We start from the raw sequence: 13,084 nt of genomic DNA on the forward strand, positions 1-13,084 counted from the left end.
CCCGGCGGAAGCTCAAATGAGGAGGACGAGCGCTGGATAGAGGGTCGAGCACGTCGTCCGACCCTCTATTCTGCCAGATGCGTGCGCCGGGTGCGAAACCCGGCGACACGGCGTTGCGGAGCAGGCCCAGCCCCGTGTCAGACTGTCCCCGTGCAGCTCGACTTCGCCGCTTCGGCCCGCTCCACCGTCGGTCTCGAGTGGGAGATCATGCTCGCCGATCCCGAGACCGGTGATCTCGTCGGTCGCGCGCCGGAGCTCCTCGCCGCGCTGGAGGCGGAGAGCGAGGACGAACGCCACACCGTCACCGGCGAGCTCCTGACCAACACCATCGAGGTGACCAGCGGGATCGGAGACTCCGTGGCCCACGCCGTCGACGACATCGCGAACGCGATCGCGGCCGTGCGGTCGGCCACCGATCCGGCAGGGATCGAGCTGCTCTCCGCCGGAAGCCACCCGTTCGCCCAGTGGTACGACCAGTCGGTGACCGACAAGACCCGGTACCACACCCTCATCGAGCGCACCCAGTGGTGGGGGCGCAACATGATGATCTGGGGCATCCACGTGCACGTGGGCGTCGACGAGCAGCGCAAGGTCTTCCCCATCATCAACGCACTGTCGGCCTACCTCCCCCACCTGCAGGCGCTGTCGGCGTCCAGCCCGTTCTGGGCCGGGGAACGCACGGGGTACGCCTCCAATCGCGCTCTCGTCTTCCAGCAGCTGCCCACGGCGGGCCTTCCCTGGCCGCTGCGCGACTGGTCGGAGTTCGAGCGCTACCTGGACGACATGGTCCGCACCGGTGTCATGGCCGATGCCACGGAAGTGCGCTGGGACATCCGTCCCGCCCCGCGCTGGGGCACGATCGAGGTCCGCGCGTGCGACGGCCTGTCCACGCTCTCCGAGATGGCCGCGGTGGCCGCGCTCGTGCAGGTCCTCGTCGAGCACTTCTCCCGGCTCCTGGATGAAGGGGCCGCCCTGCCCGACCTCCCCGCGTGGTTCCACCGCGAGAACAAGTGGCGCGCGGCCCGATACGGCCTGGACGCCCGGGTCATCGTCGACACGATCGGCACGCAGCGCCCCGTGCGCGAGCACCTGACCGAGAAGATCGAGGAACTGGCCCCGGTCGCCGTCGAGCTCGGGTGCGTGCGCGAGTTCGGCAGCATCGCGACGATCCTCGACGGCGGAGCGAGCTACGCCCGTCAGCTCGCGGTCGCCGACGCCACGGACGGGGACCTCCGCGCCGTGGTCCAGCACCTCATCCGGGAGTTCCGGACCGGACCGCAGTCCTCGATCGAAGGCGAGTGACGCGAACGCCCCTCAGTCCTCGACGAGCCGGCGCGCGAGCCCCTCGTCCAGGACCACGTCGGTGATGAGCTCGGCCGCGATAGCCGCGCGCAGGCTCGCGAGCTTGGGCACACCGGAGACGACGCAGACCCGCCTCGGCACGCGCCGCAGCCGATCGAGGCCCGGCCCCGTCGCCCGCGCATTGAGCCGGATGTCGCGCCAGGAGCCGTCGGCGCGGAAGAAGACCGTCGCCACGTCGCCGATCGCGTGGTCCTCCCGCAGACTGCGGTAGTCCTCCCGACCGAGGTAGCCGCCGACGTACACCCGGCTGGGCACCTCCGCGGCCGGGGACCCGAGGCTGAACACGGCGATGTCCATCTTCGCCTGCAGGTCGAGGACGCGCCGGGTGCTGCGCTCGCGCCACATCGCCTCGCGAGTGGCGGGGTCGTCGAAGAACGCGGGGACCGGGAACTGCTGCACCTGCGCCCCGAACGCGCTCCCGAAGCGCTGCAGGATGTCGCTGGAGTACTCCACACCGCTCGTCTGGGTGTTCCCGGCGCCGTTGAGCTGCACGAACGTCGTGTTGTGCGTCTCCTTCTGGGTGAGACCGCGGCTGACCGCGCTGATCGTCGATCCCCACGCGACGCCGACGATCATGTTCGAGTCCACGAACTGCGAGAGGAGTCGTCCCGCGGTCAGAGCGACGCGCTCCAGACGTTCGACCTCGCTGACGATCTCGGCCATCGGCACCACATGCGCCACCACCCGATGCCGGTCCCTGATGCGCTGCTCGAGCATCCCGAGGCGCTCCAGCGGCGAATTGATGCGGATGTCGACGAGGCCACTCTCCCGCGCGAAGCTGAGCAGCCGCGACACGGACGATCGCGAGGTGCCGAGCTCCTGCGCGATGACCTCCATGGTCTTGTCCTGCATGTAGTAGAGCTGCGCAGCGGTGAGCGCGGCGACCAGCTTGCCGTCGCGCGATGGCGCTCCGGATCCCGCCATGATGACCTCCTCTCCCTCGATCCTTGCACATATGTGCAGCGAGCTTGCGCGCGGCGTCACGGAGGTCGATGCTGGTGGCAAGCAAGGAAGAGAGGGTCGACGATGATCGATTCCACCCACACGTCCCCGGAGCGGGACGCGGTCCGCGCGCTCCGCGAATCCGGGCGCACCAGTGTCCTCGTTATCGGCGGCGGCATCAACGGCATCTCCACGTTCCGCGACCTCGCCCTGCAGGGCGTCGACGTCGTCCTCGTCGAGCGCGGTGACTTCGCCTCCGGTGCCTCCGCGGCGTCGAGCCACATGATCCACGGCGGCATCCGCTACCTGGAGAACGGCGAGTTCCGCCTCGTGCGCGAGTCGGTGGAGGAGCGCAACGGTCTGCTCAAGATCGCTCCGCACTACGTCAAGCCGCTGCAGACGACGATCCCGATCTACTCCACGTTCTCCGGGATCCTCTCCGCTCCGCTCCGCTTCCTCACGCACAAGAGCGGGAAGCCGAAGGAGCGCGGCGCCTTCCTCATCAAGGTCGGCCTCACGATCTACGACACGTTCTCCCGCGACGGCGGCACCGTGCCCCGGCACCGCTTCCTCGGCCGCAAGAAGTCCCTCGCCGAGCTGCCGTCGATGGATCCGAAGATCAAGTACACGGCCACGTACTACGACGCGTCGATGCACGACCCCGAGCGCCTCGCGCTCGATGTGCTGCAGGACGGCCGCGCCGCGCACCCCGGTGCCGTGGCACTGAACTACGTCGAGGCGATCGGCCGCGACGGCGAGCAGATCACGCTCCGGGACCGCGAGAGCGGCACCGAGTTCACCGTGACCGCCGATGTCGTCGTGAACGCCTCCGGCCCGTGGACCGACCTCACGAACGACGCCCTCGGCACCGACACGCACTTCATGGGCGGCACCAAGGGATCGCACATCGTGCTCGACAACCCCGAGCTGCTGGCGGCGACGCGGGGTCGCGAGATCTTCTTCGAGCACTCCGACGGCCGCATCGTGCTGATCTACCCGCTCAAGGGCCGCGTCCTCGTCGGCACCACCGACATCGATGCCGACCCGCGCGAGGTGCCGGTGTGCACGGAGGAGGAGATCGACTACTTCTTCGACCTCGTCCACCACGTGTTCCCGTCCATCGCGGTGACGCGTGAGCAGATCGTCTACAACTTCTCCGGCATCCGCCCGCTCCCCCGCCACGAGGACACCGCTCCCGGCTTCGTCTCGCGCGACTACCGCGTCGAGGTCGACCGCCAGGGCGCCGTCCCGCTGGTGAGCCTGGTCGGCGGCAAGTGGACCACGTTCCGCGCCCTGGGCGAGTCCCTCTCCGACACGGTGCTCGGCCTCCTCGGCCGCACGCGCACCGTGTCCACGGCGGGTCGCGCGATCGGCGGCGGACGCGAGTTCCCGCGCACCGAGAAGGCGAAGCGGATCTGGATCCAGGAGAACCTCCCCGGCGCCGGCGCTCGCGCCGAGCAGCTCCTCGCGCGCTACGGCACCCGGGCAGCGGCCGTGTGGGCCTTCGTCGAGCAGGGGGACGACGCGCCCCTCGCCGGCGGCGACCTGTCGACGCGCGAGCTGGAGTGGATGGTGAACGAGGAGATGGTCACCCGTCTCGAGGACGTCATCCTCCGCCGCACCAGCATCGCCTTCACCGGCGGCGCCCGGGCAGAGGTGCTCGACGAGGTCGCCGACGCCCTGGCTCCCCTCCTCGGATGGGACCGCGAGCGTCACGATGCCGAGGTGGAGCAGACGCGTGTGCTGCTGAACGAGCGACACGGACTCCACATCCCGTCCCGCGCCCGCGGCTGACGGGGCTCCGACCACCGCGCCCTCCTCGCGGTGCTACCCCATAAGGGGTCGGGGCAGAGGGGCCCCGACCCGCAAGAAAGGTCAACGAAGACATGACTGACGTCAATCTCGGTCTCTACTTCCTCTCCGAGCTCGTCGGCACCGCGATGCTGGTCCTGCTCGGTTGCGGTGTGGTCGCGAACGTCGCCCTGGCGAAGAACAAGGGCTTCGGCGGCGGCTTCCTGATGGTCAACTGGGGATGGGGTCTCGCGGTGTTCGCGGGTGTGCTCGTCTCGGCGTACTCCGGTGCCATCCTGAACCCGGCCGTCGGCATCGGCCTGCTGGTCGCCGGCAAGATCACCTTCGCGATGTTCCTCACCGCGACCGCCGCGGAGCTCCTCGGCGCGATCATCGGCGCGATCGTCGTCTGGCTCGCCTACAAGCAGCACTTCGACGAGGAGCCGGAGGCCGCCAACAAGCTCGGCGTCTTCTCCACCGGCCCCGCCATCCGCTCCTACGGCTGGAACCTCGTCACCGAGATCATCGGCACCTTCGTCCTCGTCTTCGTCATCTTCGCGTTCGCGGACTACGGCGACATCGAGGTCGGCACGCCCGGTGGCCTCGGCCCGCTCACGGCTCTCCCGGTGGCCCTGCTGGTGGTCGCGATCGGTGCATCGCTCGGTGGTCCCACCGGCTACGCGATCAACCCGGCGCGTGACCTCGGTCCGCGCATCGCCCACGCGATCCTCCCGATCCAGGGCAAGGGTTCCAGCGACTGGTCCTACTCGTGGGTTCCCGTCGTCGGTCCGCTCATCGGTGGTGTCATCGCCGCCCTCGCCGCCCCCGGCCTGCTCAGCCTCGCCGGCTGATCCCCCTCAACCGCTCGGGAATTCAAAGGAGAACACATGGCTGACTACATCATCGCGATCGACCAGGGAACGACGTCGAGCCGCGCGATCATCTTCGACAAGAAGGGCAGCATCGTCGCCACCGGCCAGAAGGAGCACGAGCAGATCCTTCCCAAGGCCGGCTGGGTGGAGCACGACGCCGCCGAGATCTGGCGCAACGTCCAGGAGGTGATCGGTCTGGCCCTCGGGCGCGCCGATCTGACCCGCCACGACATCGCCGCCGTGGGCATCACGAACCAGCGCGAGACGGCCGTCGTGTGGGACAAGACCACGGGCAAGCCGGTCTACAACGCCATCGTCTGGCAGGACACCCGCACGCAGGAGATCGTCAACCGCCTCGCGGGCGACGAGGGCGTCGACCGGTTCAAGTCGATCGTCGGCCTCCCGCTGGCGACCTACTTCTCCGGCACCAAGATCACCTGGATCCTGGAGAACGTCGAGGGGGCCCGCGAGAAGGCCGAGGCTGGAGACCTGCTCTTCGGCACGACCGACACCTGGGTCCTGTGGAACCTGACCGGCGGCATCGACGGCGGCGTGCACGCGACCGACGTGACGAACGCCTCGCGCACGATGTTCATGGACCTCGAGACGCTGGAATGGCGCGACGACATCCTCGAGGCGTTCGGTGTACCGCGCTCGATGATGCCGGAGATCCGCTCCTCCTCCGAGGTCTACGGTGCCGCCGAGAGCTCGTCGCTGCTGCGCGAGACGCCGATCGCCGGCATCCTCGGCGACCAGCAGGCGGCGACGTTCGGGCAGGCCGCGTTCCAGAAGGGCGAGAGCAAGAACACCTACGGCACGGGCTGCTTCCTCATCTTCAACACGGGCGAGGAGATCGTCCGCTCGAAGAACGGCCTGCTCACCACCGTCGGCTACAAGCTCGGCGACCAGCCCACGCACTACGCGCTGGAGGGATCGATCGCGGTCACCGGCTCGCTCATCCAGTGGCTGCGCGACCAGCTCGGCATCATCTCCTCCGCCCCTGAGGTCGAGGAGCTGGCCGAGAAGGTCGAGGACAACGGCGGCGTGTACATCGTCCCGGCGTTCTCGGGTCTGTTCGCACCGTACTGGCGTCCGGACGCCCGTGGCGCGATCGTCGGCCTCACCCGCTACGCGAACAAGAACCACATCGCGCGCGCTGCGCTGGAGGCCGTGGCCTTCCAGACCCGCGACGTGCTCGACGCGGTCAACGCGGACGCCGGAGTGGACCTCAGCGAGCTCAAGGTCGACGGCGGCATGGTCGCCAACGACGCGCTCATGCAGTTCCAGGCCGACATCCTCGGCGTCCCGGTCGTGCGGCCGGTCGTGGCGGAGACCACCGCGCTCGGTGCGGCTTACGCCGCGGGCCTCGCGGTCGGCTTCTGGAGCGGCCTCGACGACCTGTCCGCCAACTGGCAGGAGGACCGCCGCTGGGAGCCCTCGCTCGACGAGGCCGAGCGCGACCGCCAGCTGCGCCTGTGGCGCAAGGCCGTCACGAAGTCGATGGACTGGGTCGACGACGACGTGCGCTGATCACCACACGATGAGGCGGGTCCGGGTTTTTCCCGGGCCCGCTTCGTCGTCTCCGGCTCAACGTTCTGCGGAGTCGCCTGCACGATCCGGATACGGTGGCCCGCCCGTTCCGGGGGTTCCGTCGTGCATCCGTTCGCGGGTCGTGCAGCCGGAACAGGGTGTCAGGAGGCCGTGGCGACGATGTCGAGGAAGGCGCGGGCGGCGCTGCGCGGTGCGGCGGCGTCCCAGGCCAGGTGCTCGACACGAACGGGGCCGTCCTGGATGGCCACCGTGTCGACGACGTCTCGATAGCCCCGCACCACCCCGGGCGCGAGCAGCGTGACGGCGAGGCCCGCAGCGACCAGGCCGATCAGACTCGCAGCCGTGTCGGATTCGAAAGCCACGTCCCGCTCGAGCCGCGCGGACAGGAATGCCGCGTCGCTCTGCGCCCGTCCCGAGGTTCCGGCGGGGAAGTCGGCGAAAGCGGAGTCCGCGAGGTCGCTCAGCCGCACCCTCCGCTTCGCGGCGAGGTGGTACCCGCGAGGCAGCACCGCTACCAGCGGCTCGTGGGACAGGGGTCGGGACGCCACGCCCTGGGGCTCCACACCCTCCCGAAGCCCGAGGAAGGCGACATCGAGGTCGCCCTGACGGATCGCGGCCATGAGGCCGTCGCTGTTCCCCTCGCGGAGCTCCACGCGGGCGGCCGGATGCGCGGTGCGATAGGCCACGAGGAGCGCGGGGACGTCGACGGCGGTCACCGTGGGGATGATCCCGAGCCGGAGCGTTCCGACGACTTCGCCTGCAGCGGCCGCGGCATCCTCCCGCGCCTGATCCGCGGCGCGCACGGCGAGACGCGCGGAGCGGAGGAACGCCTCTCCGGACTCGGTCGCACGGACGCTGCGACTGGTGCGCGCGAACAGCCGCACGCCCAACTCGCGTTCGAGTGCGGCGACCTGATGGCTGAGCGCCGACTGCGTGACGTGACAGCGCTCCGCCGCGCGGGTGAACGAGCCGGTGTCCGCCACGGCGACGACGTATCGCAGCTGCTGGAGTTCCATGGTTCCATGATCGCTCGTCATGGATAGCGTGACAACAATGCGTTGGACTCATCTGCATGCGGCGCGCAGGCTGGGAGCATGAACCGCCTCACGCTCACCCTCGTCACGGCCCTCGCGCCGGCGGCGTGGGGTACGACCTACCTGGTGACGACGGAGCTGCTCCCCGCCGGGCATCCGCTCCTCGCCGGCCTCCTCCGCTCGCTTCCTGCGGGTCTCCTCGCGGTGCTGCTGGCCCGGCGCCTGCCGCACGGCGCCTGGTGGGGCAAGGCCCTCGTGCTCGGCGCCCTCAACATCGGCGCGTTCTTTCCGCTGCTGTTCCTCGCGGCCGAACGCCTCCCCGGCGGGGTGGCTGCCGCCGTCGCCGGTGCGCAGCCGCTCATCGTCCTGGGACTCGGAGCGCTCGTGCTCGGAGAGCGCATCCGCCCGGTGTCCGCCGCGGCAGCCGTGCTCGGAGCGGCGGGGGTCGCCCTCGTCGTCCTCGGCCCTGCCGCCGCGCTGGACCTTTGGGGCCTCGTCGCGGCTCTCGGCGGGGTGACCGCGACCGGCCTCGGGATGATCCTCACCAAGCGCTGGGGACGCCCCGCCGGCGTCGGTCCCGTGGCCTACGCGGGCTGGCAGCTCACCGCGGGAGGACTGCTGCTCCTCCCCCTCACCTTCGCGGTCGAGGGCCCGCCTCCTGCCCTCGACGCCGGTGCGCTCCTCGGCTATCTCTGGCTCGCGACGGCGGGAGGGATCGTCGCGTACACACTGTGGTTCCGCGGGATCCAGCGCCTGCCCGTGATCGTGCCCGGGCTCCTCGCGCTGCTCTCACCGATCGTCGCGACGCTGCTCGGCGTGCTCGTGGTCGGCGAGAGCTTCACCCTGGTCCAGGTGGCGGGCATCGTGATCACGCTCGCCGCCCTCGTCGGCGGGCAGTTCGCGGCACGGCCGCGAGGCACGCCCGCGACTACGGTCGATCCTTCGGCCGCGCCGGTCGCCGTGCGCTGAGGTCCCGGCCGCTCAGCCCTTGCCGAACAGCTTCTGGATCTCAGCGAGGTCCGCCTCCGAGGGGGCCGCGCCTCCCCCGCCGAGGCCGAAGCCCGAGCCGGTCGGTGCCGACGAGGCCGCGAGGCCGGCGTTCTCCGCCGCGCGCTTCGCGGGGTTGCCGGAGCGGGAGCGGTTGCCGCCGCCACCCTTGCCCTTCTTGCCGCGCTTCGACGAGGCGCCGGGCTTGCCCATGCCGGGCACCGGGCCCATGCCGGGGATGTTCGGCGTGCCGCCACGGGCGACCGTCTTCATCATCTTCGCGGCCTGCTCGAAGCGCTGGACAAGCTGATTGACGTCCGTGACGGTCATGCCGGAACCGCGCGCGATGCGCAGACGGCGCGAGCCGTTGAGGATCTTGGGGTTGCGACGCTCGACCGGCGTCATGGACCGGATGATGGCTTCGGTGCGGTCGATCTCGCGCTCGTCGAAGTCCTCGAGCTGCTGCTTCATCTGGCCCATGCCCGGGAGCATCCCGAGCATCTTCTTCATCGAGCCCATCTTCTTCATCTGCTGGAGCTGCTCGAGGAAGTCCTCCAGGGTGAAGGCCTCGTTCGCGAGCTTCTCCGCGACCTTGCGTGCCTCCTCCTCGTCGAAGGCCTGCTGGGCCTGCTCGATGAGGGTGAGGATGTCGCCGAGGTCGAGGATGCGGCTCGCCATCCGGTCGGGGTGGAACGGCTCGAGGTCTTCCAGCCGCTCGCCCGTGGAGGCGAAGATGATCGGGCGACCCGTGACCGAGGCGACCGACAGCGCCGCTCCGCCTCGCGCGTCGCCGTCGAGCTTGGAGAGCACGACGCCGGTGAAGTCCACGCCCTCCTGGAAGGCCTTGGCGGTGTTGACGGCGTCCTGACCGATCATCGCGTCGATGACGAAGAGCACCTCGTCCGGGTTGACCGCCGTGCGGATGTCGGCGGCCTGCTTCATGAGCTCGGCGTCGACACCGAGGCGGCCGGCGGTGTCGATGATGACCACGTCGTGCTGCTGCCGGCGGGCGTGCTCGACACCGTCGCGCGAAACCTTCACGGGATCGCCGACGCCGTTGCCGGGCTCGGGCGCGTACACGGTGGCTCCGGCCTGCTCTGCGACCACCTGGAGCTGGTTCACGGCGTTCGGACGCTGGAGATCGGCGGCCACGAGGAGCGGCGTGTGGCCCTCGCTCTCGAGCTGCTTGGCGAGCTTGCCGGCGAACGTCGTCTTTCCCGAACCCTGGAGGCCGGCGAGCATGATCACGGTCGGCGCCGTCTTGGCGAACTGCAGGCGCCGCTGCTCACCGCCGAGGATCTGGACGAGTTCCTCGTTGACGATCTGCACCACCTGCTGCGCGGGGTTCAGCGCCTTGTTGACCTCGTCGCCGAGAGCGCGCTCGCGCACCTTGGCGGTGAAGTCCTTGACGACCGCGAGCGCGACGTCGGCATCGAGCAGGGCGCGACGGATCTCGCGCACCGTGCCGTCGACGTCGGCGGCGGTGAGCTTTCCCTTCGTGCGCAGGTTGCGGAAGGTGTCGGTGAGCCGATCGGAGAGCGTGCCAAAGGTAGCCATGGTGCCTACGATTCTACGCGAGCGGAGCCTCCAGGCTCAGCGCGGCACGGAGGCGGCTCGCCGAAACCCCGCCTCGCTGTCGAGACCCCGCCCGGCATGCGTGAGCACGCCGGGGCCTCGGCGCGAAACCGGGGTCTCGCGACCGCGGTCAGTCCCGCCAGGGGAGATCGTGCACGCGGGCGAGGGCCTCGTGCAGCACGGACTCCGGAGTGCCGCGGCCGGCGCCCTCCTCCGCCCACACCCGGAGCGCCGACATGACAGCGGCCGCCTGCGCGGCCCCGAGCACGTCGGCGCGCATGACGTCGATCCCGGCCGCGCACGCCGCCCGGGAGACGGCGGCGGAGAGGCGGGCCAGACGGACGCCCGTCTCCCGCACCAGCTCCTCCTCGAGAGCCATGGCCGCCGCGTTCCGCAGGGCCAGCGCCAGAGGATCCGGCGCGAAGTCCTGCACGATGCCGTGGAGGATCAGCCGCACCCGCTCCCCCGTGGCCTCGCGGCCGAGGTCGTCCAGCGCGGTGGTGGCGACGCCGATGCGCTCATCGATACCCGACCACAGCACGTCGCTCTTAGACGTGAAGTAGTTGAAGAAGCTCGACCGGCTGACCCCCGCCCGCTGCGTGATGTCCGCGATGGACGTGGCCTCGTACCCGCGCTCCAGGAAGAGCTCGCAGGCGGCCTCGGCGAGGGTCTCGCGCGAGGAGGCCTTCGGGCGGCCGGCGCGACCAGTCCGGTTCATGACTTCACGGTACCGCGCGCCGCGCCGCACCCCGGACGAGGATGTATTGTTGGACGCAATCCATGTATTAGAGGGAAGCGACGACGCATGCTCGACATCCTCACCCCCGGCTTCATGCCGACCCCTGTCCCCTATCCTGACGGCTGGGCCCTGCAGCGCCGCGTGCACGCGGACGTCGTGTCCGGTGCCCGCCCCGACACGCTCATCCTGCTCGAGCACGCGGCCGTTTACACCGCGGGCAAGCGCACGGAGGACCACGAGCGCCCCCAGGACGGGACCCCGGTCATCGACGTCGACCGCGGCGGGAAGATCACCTGGCACGGGCCGGGGCAGCTCGTCGGGTATCCGATCTTCCGGCTGCCGGAGCCGATGGACGTGGTCGCACACGTCCGGCGTCTGGAGCGGATCCTCATCGAGGTGCTGCGTCCGTTCGGGGTCGACGGGCACCAGATCGAGGGGCGCAGCGGTGTGTGGGTGCGCCGACCGCTCTCGGAGGACAAGGTGGCCGCGATCGGCGTGCGGGTGCAGCAGGGCGTGACCATGCACGGCTTCGCCATCAACTGCGACAACAGTCTCGCCCCCTTCCGCGACATCATCCCCTGCGGCATCACCGACGCCGGCGTGACCACGGTGAGCGAGGTGTCCGGCCGCGTGGTCGGCCCGCTCGACCTCGTCGACGCCGTGCAGGACGCCTTCCGCACCGCGCACGCACCCGACCTGACAGGAGTCCCGGCATGACCGCCGCACCCGAGGGGCGCAAGCTCCTCCGCCTCGAGATCCGCAACGCCGAGACCCCGATCGAGCGCAAGCCCGAGTGGATCAAGACCAAGGCCAAGATGGGGCCGGAGTACTCCGCCTTGCACTCGCTCGTGAAGAGCGAGGATCTGCACACGGTGTGCCAGGAGGCCGGCTGCCCGAACATCTACGAGTGCTGGGAGGACCGCGAGGCGACGTTCCTCATCGGGGGGTCGCAGTGCACGCGTCGCTGCGACTTCTGCCAGATCGACACCGGCAAGCCCGCCGACTACGACACCGACGAGCCGCGACGCGTCGCCGAGAGCGTGCAGCGGATGAACCTCCGCTACGCGACCGTCACGAGCGTGGCCCGCGACGACCTCCCCGACACCGGTGCCTGGCTGAACGCCGAGACGGTGCGCAAGATCCACGAGCTGAACCCGAACACCGGCGTGGAGCTGCTGGCCAACGAGCACAACGCCGACCCGGCCTTCCTCGGCCAGATCTTCGATGCCCGTCCGGAGGTGTTCGCGCACAACGTGGAGACCGTGCCCCGCATCTTCAAGCGCATCCGTCCGGCGTTCCGCTACGAGCGGTCGCTGAACGTTCTCACCCAGGCCCGCGACGCCGGACTCATCACGAAGTCGAACCTCATCCTCGGCATGGGCGAGGAGCCGGAGGAGGTCGTCCAGGCGCTGCAGGACCTCCACGACGCCGGCTGCGACATCATCACCATCACCCAGTACCTCCGCCCGACCCCGCGTCATCTCCCGGTGTCGCGGTGGGTGAAGCCGGCCGAGTTCGTCGAATTCAAGGAGGAGGCGGAGCGGATCGGCTTCCTCGGGGTGCTCGCCGGTCCGCTGGTGCGCTCCTCGTACCGGGCCGGACGGCTCTGGGCGCAGTCGATGACCTCGAAGGGACGGGAGATCCCCGCGCACCTCGCGCACATCGCGGAGAGCGCCGACCTCGGCTTCGCGCAGGCGGTCTGACGAGCGGCGGTCAGTCGGCGCTCATGACCGACTGCACGCTGCCGTCGGACCCCAGGTTCACCAGCAGCACGTCGTCGGTGGCGCTGTCGTCGAGCGCGTACTCCAGCACGGCGAACGGCTCGGAGCCGCCGTGCTCGTCCGCGAGGATCGTCATGCTCATCAGTCGCAGTGATCGGATGATGTCCACGGCCGCGTCCCCGGACACGTCGATGAGGACGTCGGGGAGGTCGTCGCCGAACACCTCCTGCTGCTGCAGGATGTACTCGGTCACCTCGCTCGTGCGGTCGTCCACCTCGGCGAGCATCCCGCGCCGTGCGGTCGCGTCCACGTTCTCCAGGCCGGCGATGAGCCCGGCGGCGATGTCGAGGGCGTCGGCGGAGACGTCGTCCTGGTCCGGGGCCGTCAGATCCACGGTCACGCTCTGGTCGCCGAGCTCGACCGTCTCCGACCAGAAGATCGAGCCGTCGGGGCCCGACGACAGCAGTCCGAAGTAGTCGTGTTCGATCGCCATAACGCTATGAAACCAGC

The 13,084-nt window shown here is 70.0% G+C and carries 12 protein-coding genes; 7 read left to right on the forward strand and 5 right to left on the reverse strand.

Going from position 1 to position 13,084, the window contains the following annotated elements; all coding sequences use genetic code 11:
* Positions 1–150 precede the first annotated feature (150 nt).
* Positions 151–1,302, forward strand: coding sequence for a glutamate--cysteine ligase (locus AB0300_RS08895; protein WP_025103339.1), 1,152 nt, complete (start codon positions 151–153; stop codon positions 1,300–1,302).
* A 12-nt stretch (positions 1,303–1,314) separates the two neighbouring features.
* Here the strand turns inward: AB0300_RS08895 and AB0300_RS08900 are convergent, their stop codons facing one another.
* Entirely contained in the window at positions 1,315–2,286 is a 972-nt protein-coding gene (locus tag AB0300_RS08900) for a sugar-binding domain-containing protein (protein ID WP_025103338.1), read from the reverse strand.
* A 102-nt stretch (positions 2,287–2,388) separates the two neighbouring features.
* On the opposite strand from AB0300_RS08900, the gene AB0300_RS08905 reads away from it, so the two are divergent.
* From AB0300_RS08905 to glpK, 3 genes are all read left to right on the forward strand, one after another.
* Entirely contained in the window at positions 2,389–4,098 is a 1,710-nt protein-coding gene (locus AB0300_RS08905; protein WP_249521950.1) for a glycerol-3-phosphate dehydrogenase/oxidase, read from the forward strand.
* A 92-nt stretch (positions 4,099–4,190) separates the two neighbouring features.
* Positions 4,191–4,946 carry an MIP/aquaporin family protein gene (locus tag AB0300_RS08910; protein ID WP_025103336.1) on the forward strand — a complete coding sequence of 252 codons (756 nt, stop codon included), beginning with the start codon at positions 4,191–4,193 and terminating at the stop codon, positions 4,944–4,946.
* 36 nt (positions 4,947–4,982) lie between these two features.
* Positions 4,983–6,497, forward strand: a complete 1,515-nt coding sequence (glpK, locus tag AB0300_RS08915; RefSeq protein ID WP_060922209.1) for a glycerol kinase GlpK — start codon at positions 4,983–4,985, stop codon at positions 6,495–6,497.
* Positions 6,498–6,658: 161 nt separating this feature from the next.
* Here the strand turns inward: glpK and AB0300_RS08920 are convergent, their stop codons facing one another.
* Positions 6,659–7,534, reverse strand: a complete 876-nt coding sequence (locus tag AB0300_RS08920; protein ID WP_366215869.1) for a LysR family transcriptional regulator — start codon at positions 7,532–7,534, stop codon at positions 6,659–6,661.
* Positions 7,535–7,612: 78 nt separating this feature from the next.
* Here AB0300_RS08920 and AB0300_RS08925 point away from each other — a divergent pair, with 78 nt between their 5' ends.
* Positions 7,613–8,521, forward strand: a complete 909-nt coding sequence (locus AB0300_RS08925; RefSeq protein ID WP_366215870.1) for an EamA family transporter — start codon at positions 7,613–7,615, stop codon at positions 8,519–8,521.
* 12 nt (positions 8,522–8,533) lie between these two features.
* Here the strand turns inward: AB0300_RS08925 and ffh are convergent, their stop codons facing one another.
* Together ffh and AB0300_RS08935 are read right to left on the reverse strand one after the other, a co-directional pair.
* Positions 8,534–10,096 carry a signal recognition particle protein gene (gene ffh / locus AB0300_RS08930; protein WP_366215871.1) on the reverse strand — a complete coding sequence of 521 codons (1,563 nt, stop codon included), beginning with the start codon at positions 10,094–10,096 and terminating at the stop codon, positions 8,534–8,536.
* A gap of 148 nt (positions 10,097–10,244) precedes the next feature.
* Positions 10,245–10,832: a TetR/AcrR family transcriptional regulator gene (locus AB0300_RS08935; RefSeq protein WP_126892987.1), complete on the reverse strand. Its 588-nt coding sequence runs from the start codon at positions 10,830–10,832 to the stop codon at positions 10,245–10,247.
* A gap of 87 nt (positions 10,833–10,919) precedes the next feature.
* Between AB0300_RS08935 and lipB the strand changes: the two genes are divergently transcribed.
* Together lipB and lipA are read left to right on the forward strand one after the other, a co-directional pair.
* Complete coding sequence (gene lipB, locus AB0300_RS08940; RefSeq protein WP_249521953.1) at positions 10,920–11,570, forward strand: lipoyl(octanoyl) transferase LipB; 651 nt, start codon at positions 10,920–10,922, stop codon at positions 11,568–11,570.
* On the forward strand, positions 11,567–12,556 hold the full coding sequence (lipA, locus tag AB0300_RS08945) for a lipoyl synthase (protein WP_025103330.1): 990 nt from the start codon (positions 11,567–11,569) through the stop codon (positions 12,554–12,556). Before lipB ends, lipA begins: the two co-directional genes overlap by 4 nt.
* A 10-nt stretch (positions 12,557–12,566) precedes the next feature.
* Here lipA and AB0300_RS08950 read toward each other — a convergent pair whose 3' ends face one another.
* Positions 12,567–13,067: a DUF2004 domain-containing protein gene (locus AB0300_RS08950; protein WP_060922216.1), complete on the reverse strand. Its 501-nt coding sequence runs from the start codon at positions 13,065–13,067 to the stop codon at positions 12,567–12,569.
* Positions 13,068–13,084 lie beyond the last annotated feature (17 nt).

This window comes from Microbacterium sp. NPDC078814 (genome assembly GCF_040702645.1).
GTDB lineage: Bacteria > Actinomycetota > Actinomycetes > Actinomycetales > Microbacteriaceae > Microbacterium.

Bases quoted from the DNA above. Each gene is read 5' to 3' on its own strand.
- lipB (WP_249521953.1), top strand. From the start codon at position 10,920: ATGCTCGACATCCTCACCCCCGGCTTCATGCCGACCCCTGTCCCCTAT.
- lipA (WP_025103330.1), top strand. From the start codon at position 11,567: ATGACCGCCGCACCCGAGGGGCGCAAGCTCCTCCGCCTCGAGATCCGC.
- AB0300_RS08910 (WP_025103336.1), top strand. From the start codon at position 4,191: ATGACTGACGTCAATCTCGGTCTCTACTTCCTCTCCGAGCTCGTCGGC.
- AB0300_RS08925 (WP_366215870.1), top strand. From the start codon at position 7,613: ATGAACCGCCTCACGCTCACCCTCGTCACGGCCCTCGCGCCGGCGGCG.
- AB0300_RS08920 (WP_366215869.1), bottom strand. From the start codon at position 7,534: ATGGAACTCCAGCAGCTGCGATACGTCGTCGCCGTGGCGGACACCGGC.
- AB0300_RS08905 (WP_249521950.1), top strand. From the start codon at position 2,389: ATGATCGATTCCACCCACACGTCCCCGGAGCGGGACGCGGTCCGCGCG.
- AB0300_RS08935 (WP_126892987.1), bottom strand. From the start codon at position 10,832: ATGAACCGGACTGGTCGCGCCGGCCGCCCGAAGGCCTCCTCGCGCGAG.
- AB0300_RS08900 (WP_025103338.1), bottom strand. From the start codon at position 2,286: ATGGCGGGATCCGGAGCGCCATCGCGCGACGGCAAGCTGGTCGCCGCG.
- AB0300_RS08950 (WP_060922216.1), bottom strand. From the start codon at position 13,067: ATGGCGATCGAACACGACTACTTCGGACTGCTGTCGTCGGGCCCCGAC.
- ffh (WP_366215871.1), bottom strand. From the start codon at position 10,096: ATGGCTACCTTTGGCACGCTCTCCGATCGGCTCACCGACACCTTCCGC.
- glpK (WP_060922209.1), top strand. From the start codon at position 4,983: ATGGCTGACTACATCATCGCGATCGACCAGGGAACGACGTCGAGCCGC.